Below are 14,332 nucleotides of genomic sequence, written 5' to 3'. Positions count from 1 at the left end.
AACTATACGGTTTGAGGTTGATTAATACTGTAGAAATAAAAATCTTCTAAGTCATTATTCACGGGTTCAAAACCACCCACCAGAGGTGCATCACTAAAAACATTAATATTCATATTCCCACTACGCAAATAAGTAGATAATACAGCATATTCTGATTGGTATTTTTCGACCTCACTTTTATCGATACTCTTTCTAAACACTTTTCCATTTAATGAATTAGATAACTCTTGCGGATGTCCTTGCACTACCACAGAACCTTCGTTAAACACTGCCATGTTTGTACAAAGGTTAACCACATCATCTACAATGTGAGTTGAAAGAATCACTACCGCATCTTCTCCTAATTCACTCAGTAAATTATGAAAGCGGTTCCGTTCTAGCGGATCCAAACCTGCTGTAGGTTCATCTACAATTATAAGCTTCGGATTCCCTATTAAGGCCTGAGCAATACCAAAACGTTGGCGCATACCACCAGAATAATCTCCCAAATTTCGTTTTCTAAATTTATAGAGGTTTACTTTATTTAATAAATCTGCCACATATGCTTTACGATCACTCGTCGTATGAATTCCTTTAATTTTAGCAATATGATTCAGCATCATTTCTGCAGATACTTTAGGATATACCCCAAAATCTTGAGGTAGATACCCGAGTACTTTGCGTAATTCTTCTGGATGACTAAAAACATCTATTCCATCAAATTCTATAGTCCCACTATCTGCAACTTGTAAGGTAGAAATAGTACGTATTAAAGTAGATTTACCCGCACCATTTGGTCCTAGTAAACCAAACATACCCTTACTAATTTCAAGGTTTACATTATTTAACGCTTTTGTTCCGTTCGGATAGGTTTTATTCAAATTTTTGATGGAAAGCATAGTCTTCTGGTTTTTCTTATTAACTGTGATTGTATCGTTAGTAGCCTCAATGTACTAATTGTTACAGTAAATATGCTTTTTTTAAAACTTGATATCGTAAGATTTATACTATTGGTTACTTTATCTTTGTATTTGTATCTAAAATTATCATACAATGTACCCATTAATACGAAATAGAAGACTTAGAACATCAGAGGCAATACGAAGCTTAGTACGCGAAACTATATTAACGCCGAGTGACTTTCTGGTACCGCTTTTTGTGGTAGAAGGTAAAGGTGTAAAAGAAGAAATAGCTTCTATGCCAAATTACTTTCGGCTAAGTTTAGATACTTTAGAAAAAGAAGTAAAGGAACTATGGAGCATGGGTCTATGTTCTGTTTTACTTTTTGTAAAAGTTCCTGATAAATTGAAAGACAATAAAGGAACCGAAGCATTAAATGCTGCGGGATTAATGCAGCGCGCTATTAAAACCGTAAAAAATGCGTGCCCAGATATGTTAGTGATGACAGATGTGGCTTTAGATCCGTATTCTTCTTTTGGCCATGATGGAATTGTTGCTAATGGACAAATACTAAATGATGAATCTGCCGAGCTTTTGGCAGAGATGAGTATTTCACATGCACAAGCAGGAGCAGATTTTGTAGCCCCTAGTGATATGATGGACGGAAGAATACTTACTATTCGTGAAGCCTTAGAGGATGAAGGTTTTATCAATACCGGTATTATGAGTTACAGCGCCAAATATGCTAGTGCCTTTTACGGCCCTTTTAGAGATGCTTTAGATTCTGCTCCTGTAGATCAGGAAAATGTTCCCAAAAATAAAAGCACTTATCAGATGGATTATGCCAACCGTTTTGAAGCCATACGAGAAACACAAATGGACATTGAAGAAGGAGCAGATATTGTCATGGTAAAGCCAGGATTGTGTTATTTAGATATTGTTCGTGAAATAAAAAATGAAGTAGATGTTCCTGTTGCAGTATACCAAGTAAGCGGCGAGTATGCCATGCTAAAAGCTGCTGCAGAGAAAGGTTGGCTAGACCATGACGCCGTAATGATTGAGCAATTAATGGCCATCAAAAGAGCTGGAGCAAATATTATAGCAAGCTACTTTGCAAAGGATGCCGTAAAATTAATGTAAGCCGTAAGGGCCGTTTCTTATAGTGATAGCTTTAATTTTATCTTTTTTAAAGCAACATCGAGTTTTTAAATAAATAGTATCTTAGTCATTCAAATATAGTTTTATGGGTCTTCTGGTTTTTTACGCAGTAATATCAATCTTCTTTTCGTTCTTGTGTTCTATTTTAGAGGCGGTATTGCTAAGCATTACCCCTACATTTATCAATGTCGCAAAAAAAGATGGTAAATCATATGCTGTAACTTTTGAAGAATTAAAAAAAGATGTAGATAAACCACTAATTGCAATTCTTACTATAAATACCATTGCTCATACCGTAGGGGCAATTTTAGTTGGGGTACAAGCAAAAGTTGCCTATACAGAATTATATGGCACAACGCAACGCTCTTTTTTCGGCATTACGTTTACCGAAGATCTTATGGTGGGTATTGTTTCTACGGTGATGACCATCCTTATTTTAATTGCTTCGGAAATTATCCCAAAAACAATAGGTGCAACCTATTGGAGACAACTGGCAAATTTTACCGCTAAAACATTAAAAATAATGGTTTTAGGGTTAAAGTGGACAGGGTTACTTTGGGTGCTTCAATTATTTACCAAACTGGTTGGCGGAAAAGGGCACCACGGCAGTGTATTGAGTAGAGAAGATTTTACAGCAATGACAGATATTGCCCATGAAGAGGGTGTTTTTCTAAAGTCAGAATCTACCATAATTAAAAATTTACTTCGTTTTGATGAAGTTTTGGTTAAAGATGTGATGACCCCTAGAGCAGTTATGAAAATTGCTTCTGATAAAAAAACTATCCGTGCTTTTTTTGAAGAAAATCCTAAGTTGAGATTTTCACGTATTCCGGTATATACAGACAAAGTAGATAATATTACAGGCTTTGTACTGAAAGATGTTATCCTAGAGGAAATTATTAATAAGAATGATGACATTCCGTTATCTGAAATTCGAAGAGATATTTTAACGACAAAAAGAAACACACCTATACCAGAGCTTTTTGAGACGTTTATTGCCAAAAGAGAACACATTGCTTTAGTGGTAGATGAATATGGTTCTGTGAGCGGCTTGGTGAGTCTAGAAGACGTTATTGAAACACTCTTAGGACTTGAAATCATGGATGAAAGTGATAATGTAGCAGATCTACAATCACTGGCCCGTAAAAATTGGGAAAACAGAGCACAACAAGCAGGGGTATTAGATCCTGAAAAAGATAAATAGATGGAAACTGCCTACATTAAAACTCCCTTAGGAATTGCAAAATTAGTAGGCAACGAAGAAGGAATTTCTGAATTTATAGTCCTCAATTCTGAAGAGATAGTTACGGATGTAATCCCTGAGGTGTTGGAAGATGCCGTCTATCAAATTAATGAATATTTTGAAGGAAAACGCGAAGCTTTTAGTTTAGATTTAAATCCAGAAGGAACAGATTTTCAAAAACGTGTTTGGAAAGCTTTAGAAGAAATACCTTTTGGAAAAACTACATCTTACCTTGGGCTTTCAAAAACATTAGGAGATACAAAAGCAATTAGAGCAGTTGCTAATGCAAATGGTAAAAATCCACTTTGGATTATCGTCCCTTGTCATAGGGTTATTGGCAGTAACGGATCTCTTACAGGTTATGCCGGAGGATTATACCGTAAACAATGGCTTTTAGAACATGAAAGTCCATTTAAACAGACCTCTTTGTTTTAATTTTTACATACTACCTAGTCTGCAACGAAGCTTATCTTACAATCCAACAATAGAAAAGCTGTATTTTATCGATACACCCTAGTAAAACGGCGATAACAGCACAACTAAACAACAACTATACAAAACATAAAACCGACTAGCTAGTCGGTTTTATATATTCCTGGTATTGTTTTAGAATACGGTTAATTATTACACGTTATTGCACTTTGTACAGCAGTATCTGCAGTGGCATCAGCCAAAGAAATGGATTCATTAAACAAAACAAATTCATCTATTGCATGTCCAGAAGAACGTGCAGAAATTTCCATTGTATAGGTTCCCGCCTGATCAAAAGTCACAAATATATCATGAGAATTATTATCAAATGTACTTGCTTGCCATTTGAAGTTTAAATCACTACCACTTCTATAAATTTTAAACCAACCGTCTTTAGAGGCACCTTCTGGATTAGGTGTTTTTCCAGAATCTGCTGGATAAACGATACTTTCTCCTTTTTGAGCAAAAAAATTACTTACATCATTAAAACGCAACCAAGTGTCATTGTGATCAGAACCACTAGTCCCTGTTTTCACCGATGACCTCCAAACAAATCTATAGGTTCCTGCTTCATTTATTGCAATAGCATATGTGGCTAAACCATTTCCTGGCTGACTTAAAGATTGATCGCCTTCCCAGACCATATACCCTTTCCCTGAAGCTGCATTATCATCCTCTTTTAATTTCCAATTGCTATCAAAAACAGCATTTTCAAATTCAATTTTTACCAAGCCATCTTTTTCTTTAAAAACATAATTAGCAACATCTGTACAAGTCGCTGCACTATCCCCTGGATCTTCGGGAGAAATAATATCAATTGCTTCTTCGTTATCAGAGCTATCATTCGTACACGAAAAGAGTCCTAAGCTTAAAAATATAAATGCTACATTTTTGAATTTCATTATCATTAGATTTAGGTGTTTTCTTGATAACTCCATTCTTTACTAAATATTGAATCCTATATGCTATTTTCGACAAATTACCTTATATCGGTAATGCTATTTGAAATAACATTAGTTCGTAAATAATAGAATTCCCAATATTCAGGGTAGCGTCATCGTAGTAAGATTCATAATTTTGACCTATATTTAACAGCACTTACATTATGAAAATACCCTCTATATCCGAAATAAGCGCTAAGGCACAAAATGCTATTATTCGCTTCCCACTTACACTGCTTTGGGCAGTTGGTGGGTCTACTTTTTTCATAAAAATCATGGAAGATAGTAGCTACAATTACTTCAAAGAGCATAATGACGAGCTCTTAACCCTAATTGTAGGTCTTAGTTGGTTAATAGGGATACAGTTCTTTATTGAACAGTGTAAAAACCCTAAGAAATGGCAATGGCTTAAACTAATTGTTTTAGGCTTATTGGGGCTGTTTTACTGGTATATGCCTGCTGTTCAGTATTACGGTGACTCTCCTATTTATATCTTTAGATTTTTTCTTTATTTAATTGCTGGGCATCTATTTGTACTTTTTGCCCCTTTTATTTTAAAATGGGAGAAAAATGCCTATTGGAATTACCTTAAAAACACAAGCATAGCTATCCTAAGAAGCTTGTTCTACTCTGGTATTCTATACTTAGGGCTAATCTTAGCTTTAGCGGCAATTGATGCTTTGTTTGAAATTCACATTCAAAGTAGAAGGTATGGACAATTGTTTATTTTCTGCTTAGGAACTGTAAACACATGGATTTACGTATCAGATTTCCCAAAAGATATTTTCAAGGAGACGACCATCTATTTTGAAAAAACCCTAGAAGTTCTGGTTAAATTTATTCTCATTCCTTTAGTCATTCTTTATATACTAATTCTTTATGCCTATAGCGGAAAAATAATCATAGAATGGGAACTTCCTAAGGGCTGGGTATCTTATTTAGTAATTGCTTTATCTCTTTTAGGTTATATCATACAAATTATTATTAACCCCGTACAGAAAGAACTAAAGTCATGGACAATTAATAAATTCTACCCTTGGTTTTACATCCTTCTTATTCCATTAAATATTTTACTGTTTATTGCTATTTTACGCAGGGTTAGTGATTATGGTGTTACGGAAAACAGGTATTTTGTGCTTGCTATTGCGTTATGGAATTTGGGAATTATACTTTACCTATTATTTAGCTCTAAGAAAGCTTTAAAGGTAATTCCTATCTCTTTATTTATCATTGCGATACTATCTTCTGTGGGCGTATGGAGTGCCTTTAATATCTCCAAAACAAGTCAAGTAAAACAGTTTGACACCTTATTTACTACTATTAAAAGCAATGATAATATAGCTACTAGTGATGAGTTAGATCGTTTGCAAGAGATAATGGATTACTTAGAAGATCGCAAGGAAGTTTCTAGCCTTAATAGCAGTACACAACTAGATTTAGAAAATTTTAGGGATTCTGTAACCGACAATACCTATGAGACTGGCTGGTTAAATACTACAAAAATATGGGACAGTATTGCGTTTATAGTAGATACTACATCCATACCAGAAGATGAGTATGACTCCTATTACAGTTTATATTCTTCTAACACAAGAAATACCTATACGAGTATAAACGGTTTTGATTCTTTTACGTACATAAATTTTTACATGAATTCTGAAGAACGCATCGAAATGGATTCCCATTATTTAGCACGCTATCCAAGCAATCAAAGTTTAAGAATTTATAGTACAAAGAACGATACGCTTGCTTTAGAAATACCCTTGACTGAAAAACTAATAGAACTATCTAAATATGGAAACAATTTAGATAGAGCTCCTACAACAGAATTAACGCTAGAAATTACCTCAACGACTCTAACCTGTAAATTAATTTTTTCTGAGTTGAGTTTCAGAAAAACGAAAGAGGGTATTGAATTGCAAAATATGAGTGCCTTTTTACTTTTAAAGCAAAACTAACATGCTCCAGAAACTAAACTTAGAACATATCCTTTTTTTAGACATTGAAACAGTTCCTGAAAAAGAAAATTTTCAGGAACTAGATGAGGAAAAAAAAGACTTATGGAATCATAAATCGCAATACCAACGAAAAGATGAATTTACGGCTGAGGAGTTTTATGATCGGGCAGGTATTTGGGCGGAGTTCGGAAAAATTATTTGTATTTCTGTTGGATATTTTAAGTTTAGCGGCGAAAGCAGAACGTTTAGAGTTACCACGTTTCATGGAGAAGAAGCGCAACTTTTGAATGAATTTAAAGCTTTATTGGATAGTCACTTTAGCCAGCCAAAATATTTACTTTGTGGCCATAATGCTAAAGAATTTGATTTTCCGTATATCGCTAGAAGAATGCTTATTAATACCATAGACTTACCTAATAAACTAAATTTATTCGGTAGAAAACCTTGGGAAATAGAACATTTAGACACCATGGAATTATGGAAATTTGGTGATTATAAACATTATTCTTCGTTAAAACTTATGGCTAATGTATTGGGAATACCTTCTCCTAAAGGTGATATTGATGGGAGTATGGTAAGAAACGTGTATTACGAGGATAAAGATCTAGACCGTATTGTGACCTATTGCGAGTTAGATGTAGTCACTACGGCACAAGTATTTCTACGATTAAGAAATGACGCACTATTAACGGCAGAAGAGATTAAAAAAATTTAAAAAGAAAGGGAAGCATCTTACTAAAAAACTTCCCTTTTAACTCCATATCCAAATCTAATTCTAATTCTTTATAAACTTCATTGATTGTTGTTCGCCATCCTCAAAAATTGTTAGTGAATAAAAGCCAGAAGACAAATCATCTACCTGAATATCATTATATTTCGCCTTCCCTTTTTTAAGCAAGGTTCCCGTACTAGATACAATGCTATAATAGGCATTATCACTTAATGGACCGTCAATGGTAATTTGGTCTGTTGTAGGGTTAGGATGTACTGAAAACTTTAATTTGTCTGATATAACTACAACCTCTTGTGCTTCTGCCTTAAAAGGATCATCCGTAAGGACGCCATCAAAAGTAAATTTAAAAGCTTCTGTATATTCCGAGAAAATATTTGTAGTACAGTTTGTTCTTAATTTTACGATATACGTACCGCCATTAACCAAATTCTCAAGAGAAACATCATTCGTTTCTGAAAATTTAGTATTCCACTCTACATCATTTTCTTTTTTATACTGAACTTCAAAAAAAGAATCTGCTATAGCTTCCCAACTGATGTCTATGGCATCTGAATAAGTAGAACTCATCGTAAATTCTGAAGGAGAAATTGCATTACATTTAGAAGTAGATGCACCGGAAACGATTAATGAAAACACCTGATTTTCATTCGTTAATTTACCTTTATGCGAAATAGTAATTGTATAGGTACCTGTAGCATTATCTAGTTGAATTTTTTCAAAAGGATCTACAAGATTATCTCCTTTTACAGCTGCAGCATTAGCATTTCTTGGATCTAACTTCCAAGGCAATGAAACCACATTGTTTTTTGTAACTCTAATATCTAAATCATTAACCAATGCCGGAGTCATACTATTTAATTCTCCTTTATTTACAAAATCTCCAACAGGATCTGTCCAAGAGACAGAAGCCAAAAATTCTTCGCCTACTCTAGCATCAACAGTAATACTATAGGTTTCCCCTTGAGCTAAACTTTCTTCGATGATTAAAGAAGAGTATTCATTATTTACAATTAATTCCGCTGCTTTTTTAGTATTCATGACACCCCAGCCCATTTTATAATCTGGTCCTGGTGCAGCCACATCATCAGCACTATGTAATACTAAACCTTTTAAGGTAGATGCTTTCATGAAGTCTCCATTGAGTCTATCATAATATTCTTGTAGCAATAGCATTGCACTTGTAATTCCTGGAGCAGCCATTGAAGTACCAGAATAGGTATCATAATTTTTCTCTCCACTAGATTGTGTAGATAAGATATTTGCACCACAACCTGCAATGTCTGGCTTTATACGGCCATCATCTGTTGGTCCATGACTACTATAACTAGCTACAGCAGCATTTACTAAGTTTCCATTATTATCAATCTCTGATTCTACAGCGGCAACGTTTATTCCGTTTTTAGTAGTAGAAAAGCCTAGCAACAAATCAAACCCATCTGTAGTCTTACCGTAAATAGGTGCATCGTTAAATTTTAATTTTTGAGAATTTCCTGCTGCAGTTACCATTAAATAGTAAGGAGCGTTATACATAATTCTATCCCAATCTTTAGCTACTTGAATGTACGCACCAAAATACCAATCAGGCACAAAATCAGGCCTAATGCCATAAGAATGATTAGACAATAACAATCCGTTTGCAGCCGCTGTAATCACTTCTACTTTATCTGCTTTCCAATCGCTAGAAATGGCAGTAGCATTATAAGCAACCCCTTTAGCCTGAGATTTAATTCCTTTGGCAATCATACTACCCAATACCATAGTAGCATGAGCATTTATTTCTGAGGTATTGTCTCCCTCGATTGCTCTAGAGCTGTATTCTTGGTGGGTAAGTAACGCTATTCCCGCATCCCAAACACCAACTTTCATTCCTTGTCCACTGATGCCTAAATCTAGCGCACCGCCTGTATACAAGGTATTTGCTCTGGACACCATACTTGAATTATCACTGAATGTGCTATAATATAAGGGGGTACCATCTGCTCCTATATCAACAAGCTCTATTTGGTTGCCATCATTTAAGGTTTCAGAAATTTTTAGGCCATTGTTTTTAGCAAAAGCTCTAAGGGTGATATCTTTTTTTGTGAAATCTCTAGAAAATTCATCCTGTACTTTGGCTAAAGCACTTTTATTGTATTTAGATTGAATATGTTGAATTTTGGATTTTGACTGTGCCTGAATAGCTGATAAGCTCAACATTGTTATGGCCATTAAAACACACGAATAAACCCGGTTTGGGGAAAGTCTACTGTAGTCCATGATAGTTTGTTTAGTAAGATTTGGATTACAAACATACACCAAACCCACTAAACTACCGACAAGTAACACCTTATATTCGACGAAATACGTTTATCATTTTTTAACACTTAAGTGTCTTATTTGTTAAATTTTAGGTGTATGTACACTGGAAAATGATCACTATACCCTCCCATATACCGTCTCCCAACGTAGGTTCTAAAAGGGCTCCCTTTAAATTTTCCTTTAAACTCCGTTAGGAAATGATCATCAAAGATATTGGAAGAATTGAAACTATGTGTCTTTTTTTCGAAGTTCAAAAAACTGTGAGAAATAAGAATTTGATCAAATAAAGACCATTTAAACTTATAGTTGGCACTTCCTCTTTTAGGTGTTAAAAGTTTTTCCATAGGATTAAAAAGATTTTTTTCACCTACGAGTTTTTTAACGCTAGCTGTTTGGGGTCCATCATTAAAATCTCCCATAACAATATAATTAGGTTCGCTATACTTCTCCTCAAGAACCTTCATAAAGTTAATAATTGTAGCTGCAGCCTTTATTCTTTTATACTCTGTTTCATCGCCACCGTCTCTTCGAGACGGCCAATGGTTCACAAAAATATGTACTTCTTCTTCATTCAATTTTCCATGAACATATAAAATGTCTCGAGTCATATCTTGTTGACCATCTAAATTAAAAACTTTTAGAGGTATCGCTTCAGAATGTATAACTTGAAAAAAACGTTTATCAAAAATTAAGGCATTATCTATTCCTCGTTCATCAGGAGAATCATAATGAATAAAATCATACGCATTGGATGCTAATACAGGTTCTGCCAATAAATCTTTTAATACCTTTTTATTTTCCACTTCAACCACACCAATTAATACTGGAGCTTTGCCTATAGCATCAAAACCAATTTTAGATATAGTAGATGCTAATTTAAAAAGTTTTGAATGATAGCGCTCGGGAGTCCATTTCAATTTTCCGTTAGGCGTGTAATCTGTATCTAATTTATCAGGATTGTCCTCTGTATCAAAAAGATTTTCTAAATTGTAGAATGCAACAGTATGCATACTATCTTGTACTTTTTTCTTAAAAAATTTTGAAAAGAACATAAAATAAAGAATGAAGTTTTGTTGCCTAATTTTATATAACCTTAATTAATGAATACGGCTAAATACAAAAGGTACAAGGCTATTATTAAATTAATAGCCTCTTTTTCAAAAATACAAAATAGCTACACTAGTATTCCGTAAATTTGTACTTTAATTTGACATATGTTAGAACAAAAAGAAATAGATTATGAAAGAACGATACTTATTGGTGTTATCAATAAGGATCAAAACGAAGTCAAGGTAAAAGAATTTCTAGACGAGCTAGAATTTCTTACCTATACTGCGGGAGGCGAAGTTTATAAACGATTTGTTCAAAAAGTAGACTTACCAAACCCTAAAACATACATAGGTAGTGGTAAAATGATGGATGTAGAAGCTTATGTTGAAGAGCACGAAATTGGTTGTGTTATTTTTGATGATGAACTTTCTCCTGCACAGCAACGAAATATTGAAAAGCAATTAAAGTGTAAAATTCTAGATCGTACACACCTAATTTTAGATATTTTCTCGCAAAGGGCCCAAACAAGCTATGCTCGAACACAAGTTGAGCTAGCACAATATGAATACTTACTACCTCGCTTAAAAGGTCTATGGACCCACTTAGAGCGTCAAAAAGGGGGAATTGGTATGCGTGGACCTGGAGAAACAGAAATTGAAACAGATAGACGTATTGTACGTGACCGGATTACTTTATTAAAGAAGAAGCTCCTTAAGATAGACCGACAGATGGAAACTCAAAGAGGAAATCGCGGTGCATTAGTTCGTGTAGCTTTAGTAGGATATACCAATGTTGGGAAGTCTACTTTAATGAATGTGGTTAGTAAAAGTGATGTTTTTGCAGAGAATAAATTATTTGCAACGCTAGATACTACCGTACGGAAAGTAGTTGTTGGCAACTTACCTTTTTTATTAAGTGATACTGTTGGTTTTATACGTAAGCTTCCTACGCAATTAGTCGAAAGTTTTAAAAGTACGCTAGATGAAGTTAGGGAGGCAGATTTATTACTTCATGTAGTAGACATCTCTCACCCCCAATTTGAAGAGCATATAGCTTCTGTAAACAAAATTTTAGGAGAAATAGGAAGTGGCGATAAGAAGACCATTATGGTTTTTAATAAAATTGACCAGTTTACCCATGAAACGATAGATGATGATGACCTTATTACGGAACGAACAGAGGAACATTTTACCTTAGACGAATGGCGACAAACTTGGATGCGAAAAGTTGGAGATAGAGCTTTATTTATTTCTGCTATTAATAAAGAAAATCTAGACGAATTTAGAAAAAGAATCTATGACGAAGTACGAGATATTCATGTAACTCGTTTTCCGTATAATAATTTTCTTTATCCAGAGCATTTAGACGAGTATTAGGTTATTTTTCTTACCTCCTATAATCATAAAATAGGCATTTAATCGAAGAAATGATACCGTTGACATTTTCGCAACAAAAAAGCAGGGGTTCACAACATAAAAGTGTCACTTACGGTATTTGCTACTATCTTTGAGGTGTAGTTAACCTATCGTGTTTACCCCAAGTTACACTTTATGTATTAACCGAAAAGCATTGAGATTCCCAAATCATGTGCTTGACCTACGAAAGCTTACAAAAAATTATTAGTCCCCCAAGACTAGCCAAAAAATTTGCCTGTCATGTTTAAGAAATTAAACTCGCAGGCTTTTTTTGTATTCAATAGTTAGCACGTAAGCAACTTTAATTTGTAGGAAAAAATAAGGAATAAAAACCTCTTATCGATAAAATTGAACCGTTTATATGTCTTACAACAAAATAGGACAGCTTCACAACAAAACTTCTTCAAAAACCCATCTTCCTCAGTACCTTTACATCGTATTTAATAGCGGAGTTTTTCCCCAAATTAATGAAGCTATTAAATTAAAAACCCGTGTAACGGTTCCCCAATCGAAGCACATGATTAACAATAAGTATAAGTTCCAAATTACCAAAAACCTACTTAACAAAGCAAAAAAAACGCCCTTCTTTCGAAGGGCGTTTTTTGTTAGAATAGATTTTAAACTTTCTTAGAAAGAATAGTTTAAACCTGCCATCCAATATGTTTGTAATTTATTGTCAACAGTATCAAAAGTTGTCGTTGTTTCTTCTAAAGTATTAATAGCATAATTTAATGCTTCTTGCTTATTGCTTCTTAAACCAAAGTCAAATCCTACTCCAATACCTTTCCATAAAGTATATCCAAAAGAGTTTGTCCAAGTTAAGTTAGAGTAATCAGCGCTCTTATAACTTTGAAACATAGATAAATTTGTTTTAAAGTTTATTGCTCCAATTTTTCTAGTATAATCTGCAACAATTTTAGCCCCTAAAGAAGATTCAAAAATGGAATCATCGCCTTTACTAAATACAAAATTATAGTTTAAAGGATGAATTACAACTATTAAATCCTGAATTGGAGTCCACGTAGCACCAATACCCAAGTCTAGGTATCCTGGATCGTTAAAGTTGTTTAAAACCGTAGTTCTATAATCTGCCAACCCAGAAGCTGCTAAAGTTTTTGTTATGTTACGACCGTATAATGAAGTTAATTGAAATACATCTGATGTTGCTTGGAAGCTATCATCATCTGTAGGATCATTTTTATCATCTAATTTTACCCAAGCAAAATTTACATTTGCAGAGTTTCTCCAGAAGAATTTTTCTTCTTTAAGGTTTGCAAAAGCATTAACCGTAAAACCAATGTTTCCTGAACTATTGTCTGGCGTACCTTGTGCGTACCAGTTGCTAAAGCTAGAAATACTACCACCGATAGTACCAAAAGCACCAATTTTCCAACCTGGCATACCATCAATTTGAGCTTGAAGGGCATCTACTCTACCTTGAAGAGCGGCAATAGAATCCTTTTTAGGACCTTGTTCTGCTTTAAGCTCTTCAACAGTTTGCGAGAAACCTGCTGTGATTGCAAAACTTGCAATCATTGTGAATACTAATTTTTTCATAATTTAATGTTTAGCGTTTAAAATTTTGAAGCGCAAATTTACAAATTGCAGCTATAACCTAAACAAGAAAAGCCTATTTTCTTTTAAATAAAGGCACTGAAGAGCATGCCTCACCATACATAATACTCTTCGCAACAGTCTGTATTTTAGCTGTAGCTTGTAGGTATGCATTAGCTGGAACAGGTTTTTTACTACATCCTTTAATAATTACAGGATGATCTTTTAAAGAAGATACATCAATGTTTTCTATAATAGTTTGATAGAGTGAGGTCTCTAAATCTTCTAAACTTCCCACAACAACCTTTTTAGCAAAGGGCTGAAGCCTAGTTGTAAGAAGCATATAAGCCCACCCAGGAATAATGGCATCCGTAGAACAAGTTAACGCTACAAATTTGTCCTGATATTGGTTCCAATCGTGTGATGCTACTACTTCTCTAAAATCTTTTTCACGAAGAATAAAACCTTCATAAAGCCAGTCTTTAATATCTAAAACTACGCGCTCTCCCTTTGGATAATAATCTTCCAAATCAAAAGTGATTAATTTGCTCTGAGAGACTTTATTTAATATTTCATCCATAAAATTGAGTTTAATAGCTTAAAGAAATGATAAAGAAAATGTTTAAATAGTC

Annotated in this window: 12 protein-coding genes; 6 read left to right on the top strand and 6 right to left on the bottom strand. The window is 34.2% G+C overall.

The genetic code is table 11. The features are described from left to right. Positions 1 to 2 precede the first annotated feature (2 nt). Positions 3 to 878, bottom strand: a complete 876-nt coding sequence (locus CELAL_RS08090) for an ABC transporter ATP-binding protein (RefSeq protein WP_013550420.1) — start codon at positions 876 to 878, stop codon at positions 3 to 5. A gap of 154 nt (positions 879 to 1,032) precedes the next feature. Here CELAL_RS08090 and hemB point away from each other — a divergent pair, with 154 nt between their 5' ends. The 3 genes from hemB (at position 1,033) to CELAL_RS08075 (ending at position 3,715) form a co-directional block, all read left to right on the top strand. Then, positions 1,033 to 2,019 (top strand): porphobilinogen synthase, encoded by a 987-nt coding sequence (gene hemB, locus CELAL_RS08085; protein WP_013550419.1) that lies wholly within the window; start codon positions 1,033 to 1,035, stop codon positions 2,017 to 2,019. A gap of 103 nt (positions 2,020 to 2,122) precedes the next feature. After that, the gene (locus tag CELAL_RS08080) at positions 2,123 to 3,241 is read left to right on the top strand and encodes a CNNM domain-containing protein (RefSeq protein WP_013550418.1); all 1,119 of its coding nucleotides are present in this window, start codon (positions 2,123 to 2,125) and stop codon (positions 3,239 to 3,241) included. Then, entirely contained in the window at positions 3,242 to 3,715 is a 474-nt protein-coding gene (locus tag CELAL_RS08075; RefSeq protein WP_013550417.1) for a methylated-DNA--[protein]-cysteine S-methyltransferase, read from the top strand. Positions 3,716 to 3,897: 182 nt separating this feature from the next. Here CELAL_RS08075 and CELAL_RS08070 read toward each other — a convergent pair whose 3' ends face one another. Further along, on the bottom strand, positions 3,898 to 4,653 hold the full coding sequence (locus CELAL_RS08070; RefSeq protein WP_013550416.1) for a hypothetical protein: 756 nt from the start codon (positions 4,651 to 4,653) through the stop codon (positions 3,898 to 3,900). Between the two features lie 203 nt (positions 4,654 to 4,856). On the opposite strand from CELAL_RS08070, the gene CELAL_RS08065 reads away from it, so the two are divergent. Continuing rightward, positions 4,857 to 6,650 (top strand): DUF4153 domain-containing protein, encoded by a 1,794-nt coding sequence (locus CELAL_RS08065; protein WP_013550415.1) that lies wholly within the window; start codon positions 4,857 to 4,859, stop codon positions 6,648 to 6,650. A gap of 1 nt (position 6,651) precedes the next feature. After that, positions 6,652 to 7,365 (top strand): 3'-5' exonuclease, encoded by a 714-nt coding sequence (locus CELAL_RS08060; RefSeq protein WP_013550414.1) that lies wholly within the window; start codon positions 6,652 to 6,654, stop codon positions 7,363 to 7,365. Between the two features lie 60 nt (positions 7,366 to 7,425). Here CELAL_RS08060 and CELAL_RS08055 read toward each other — a convergent pair whose 3' ends face one another. Both CELAL_RS08055 and CELAL_RS08050 read right to left on the bottom strand, forming a co-directional pair. Beyond that, positions 7,426 to 9,639 carry a S8 family serine peptidase gene (locus CELAL_RS08055; RefSeq protein WP_013550413.1) on the bottom strand — a complete coding sequence of 738 codons (2,214 nt, stop codon included), beginning with the start codon at positions 9,637 to 9,639 and terminating at the stop codon, positions 7,426 to 7,428. Between the two features lie 116 nt (positions 9,640 to 9,755). Then, positions 9,756 to 10,733 (bottom strand): endonuclease/exonuclease/phosphatase family protein, encoded by a 978-nt coding sequence (locus tag CELAL_RS08050; protein WP_013550412.1) that lies wholly within the window; start codon positions 10,731 to 10,733, stop codon positions 9,756 to 9,758. Positions 10,734 to 10,895: 162 nt separating this feature from the next. On the opposite strand from CELAL_RS08050, the gene hflX reads away from it, so the two are divergent. Beyond that, on the top strand, positions 10,896 to 12,107 hold the full coding sequence (hflX, locus tag CELAL_RS08045; RefSeq protein ID WP_013550411.1) for a GTPase HflX: 1,212 nt from the start codon (positions 10,896 to 10,898) through the stop codon (positions 12,105 to 12,107). Between the two features lie 666 nt (positions 12,108 to 12,773). On the opposite strand, the gene CELAL_RS08035 is transcribed toward hflX, so the two are convergent. After that, complete coding sequence (locus tag CELAL_RS08035; RefSeq protein WP_013550410.1) at positions 12,774 to 13,703, bottom strand: DUF3078 domain-containing protein; 930 nt, start codon at positions 13,701 to 13,703, stop codon at positions 12,774 to 12,776. Between the two features lie 73 nt (positions 13,704 to 13,776). Further along, positions 13,777 to 14,280, bottom strand: a complete 504-nt coding sequence (locus tag CELAL_RS08030) for a DUF2480 family protein (protein WP_013550409.1) — start codon at positions 14,278 to 14,280, stop codon at positions 13,777 to 13,779. Positions 14,281 to 14,332 lie beyond the last annotated feature (52 nt).

The organism is Cellulophaga algicola DSM 14237 (assembly GCF_000186265.1).
In the GTDB taxonomy this organism is placed as follows: domain Bacteria; phylum Bacteroidota; class Bacteroidia; order Flavobacteriales; family Flavobacteriaceae; genus Cellulophaga; species Cellulophaga algicola.
The sequence above is the reverse complement of the archived record's forward strand: the minus strand, read 5'-3'. Positions and strand labels throughout refer to the sequence as shown.

Excerpts from the sequence above, each read along its gene's own strand:
- CELAL_RS08065 (WP_013550415.1), top strand. The coding sequence starts at position 4,857 with ATGAAAATACCCTCTATATCCGAAATAAGCGCTAAGGCACAAAATGCT.
- CELAL_RS08090 (WP_013550420.1), bottom strand. The coding sequence starts at position 878 with ATGCTTTCCATCAAAAATTTGAATAAAACCTATCCGAACGGAACAAAA.
- CELAL_RS08080 (WP_013550418.1), top strand. The coding sequence starts at position 2,123 with ATGGGTCTTCTGGTTTTTTACGCAGTAATATCAATCTTCTTTTCGTTC.
- CELAL_RS08075 (WP_013550417.1), top strand. The coding sequence starts at position 3,242 with ATGGAAACTGCCTACATTAAAACTCCCTTAGGAATTGCAAAATTAGTA.
- CELAL_RS08030 (WP_013550409.1), bottom strand. The coding sequence starts at position 14,280 with ATGGATGAAATATTAAATAAAGTCTCTCAGAGCAAATTAATCACTTTT.
- hemB (WP_013550419.1), top strand. The coding sequence starts at position 1,033 with ATGTACCCATTAATACGAAATAGAAGACTTAGAACATCAGAGGCAATA.
- CELAL_RS08060 (WP_013550414.1), top strand. The coding sequence starts at position 6,652 with ATGCTCCAGAAACTAAACTTAGAACATATCCTTTTTTTAGACATTGAA.
- CELAL_RS08050 (WP_013550412.1), bottom strand. The coding sequence starts at position 10,733 with ATGTTCTTTTCAAAATTTTTTAAGAAAAAAGTACAAGATAGTATGCAT.
- CELAL_RS08070 (WP_013550416.1), bottom strand. The coding sequence starts at position 4,653 with ATGAAATTCAAAAATGTAGCATTTATATTTTTAAGCTTAGGACTCTTT.
- hflX (WP_013550411.1), top strand. The coding sequence starts at position 10,896 with ATGTTAGAACAAAAAGAAATAGATTATGAAAGAACGATACTTATTGGT.
- CELAL_RS08035 (WP_013550410.1), bottom strand. The coding sequence starts at position 13,703 with ATGAAAAAATTAGTATTCACAATGATTGCAAGTTTTGCAATCACAGCA.
- CELAL_RS08055 (WP_013550413.1), bottom strand. The coding sequence starts at position 9,639 with ATGGACTACAGTAGACTTTCCCCAAACCGGGTTTATTCGTGTGTTTTA.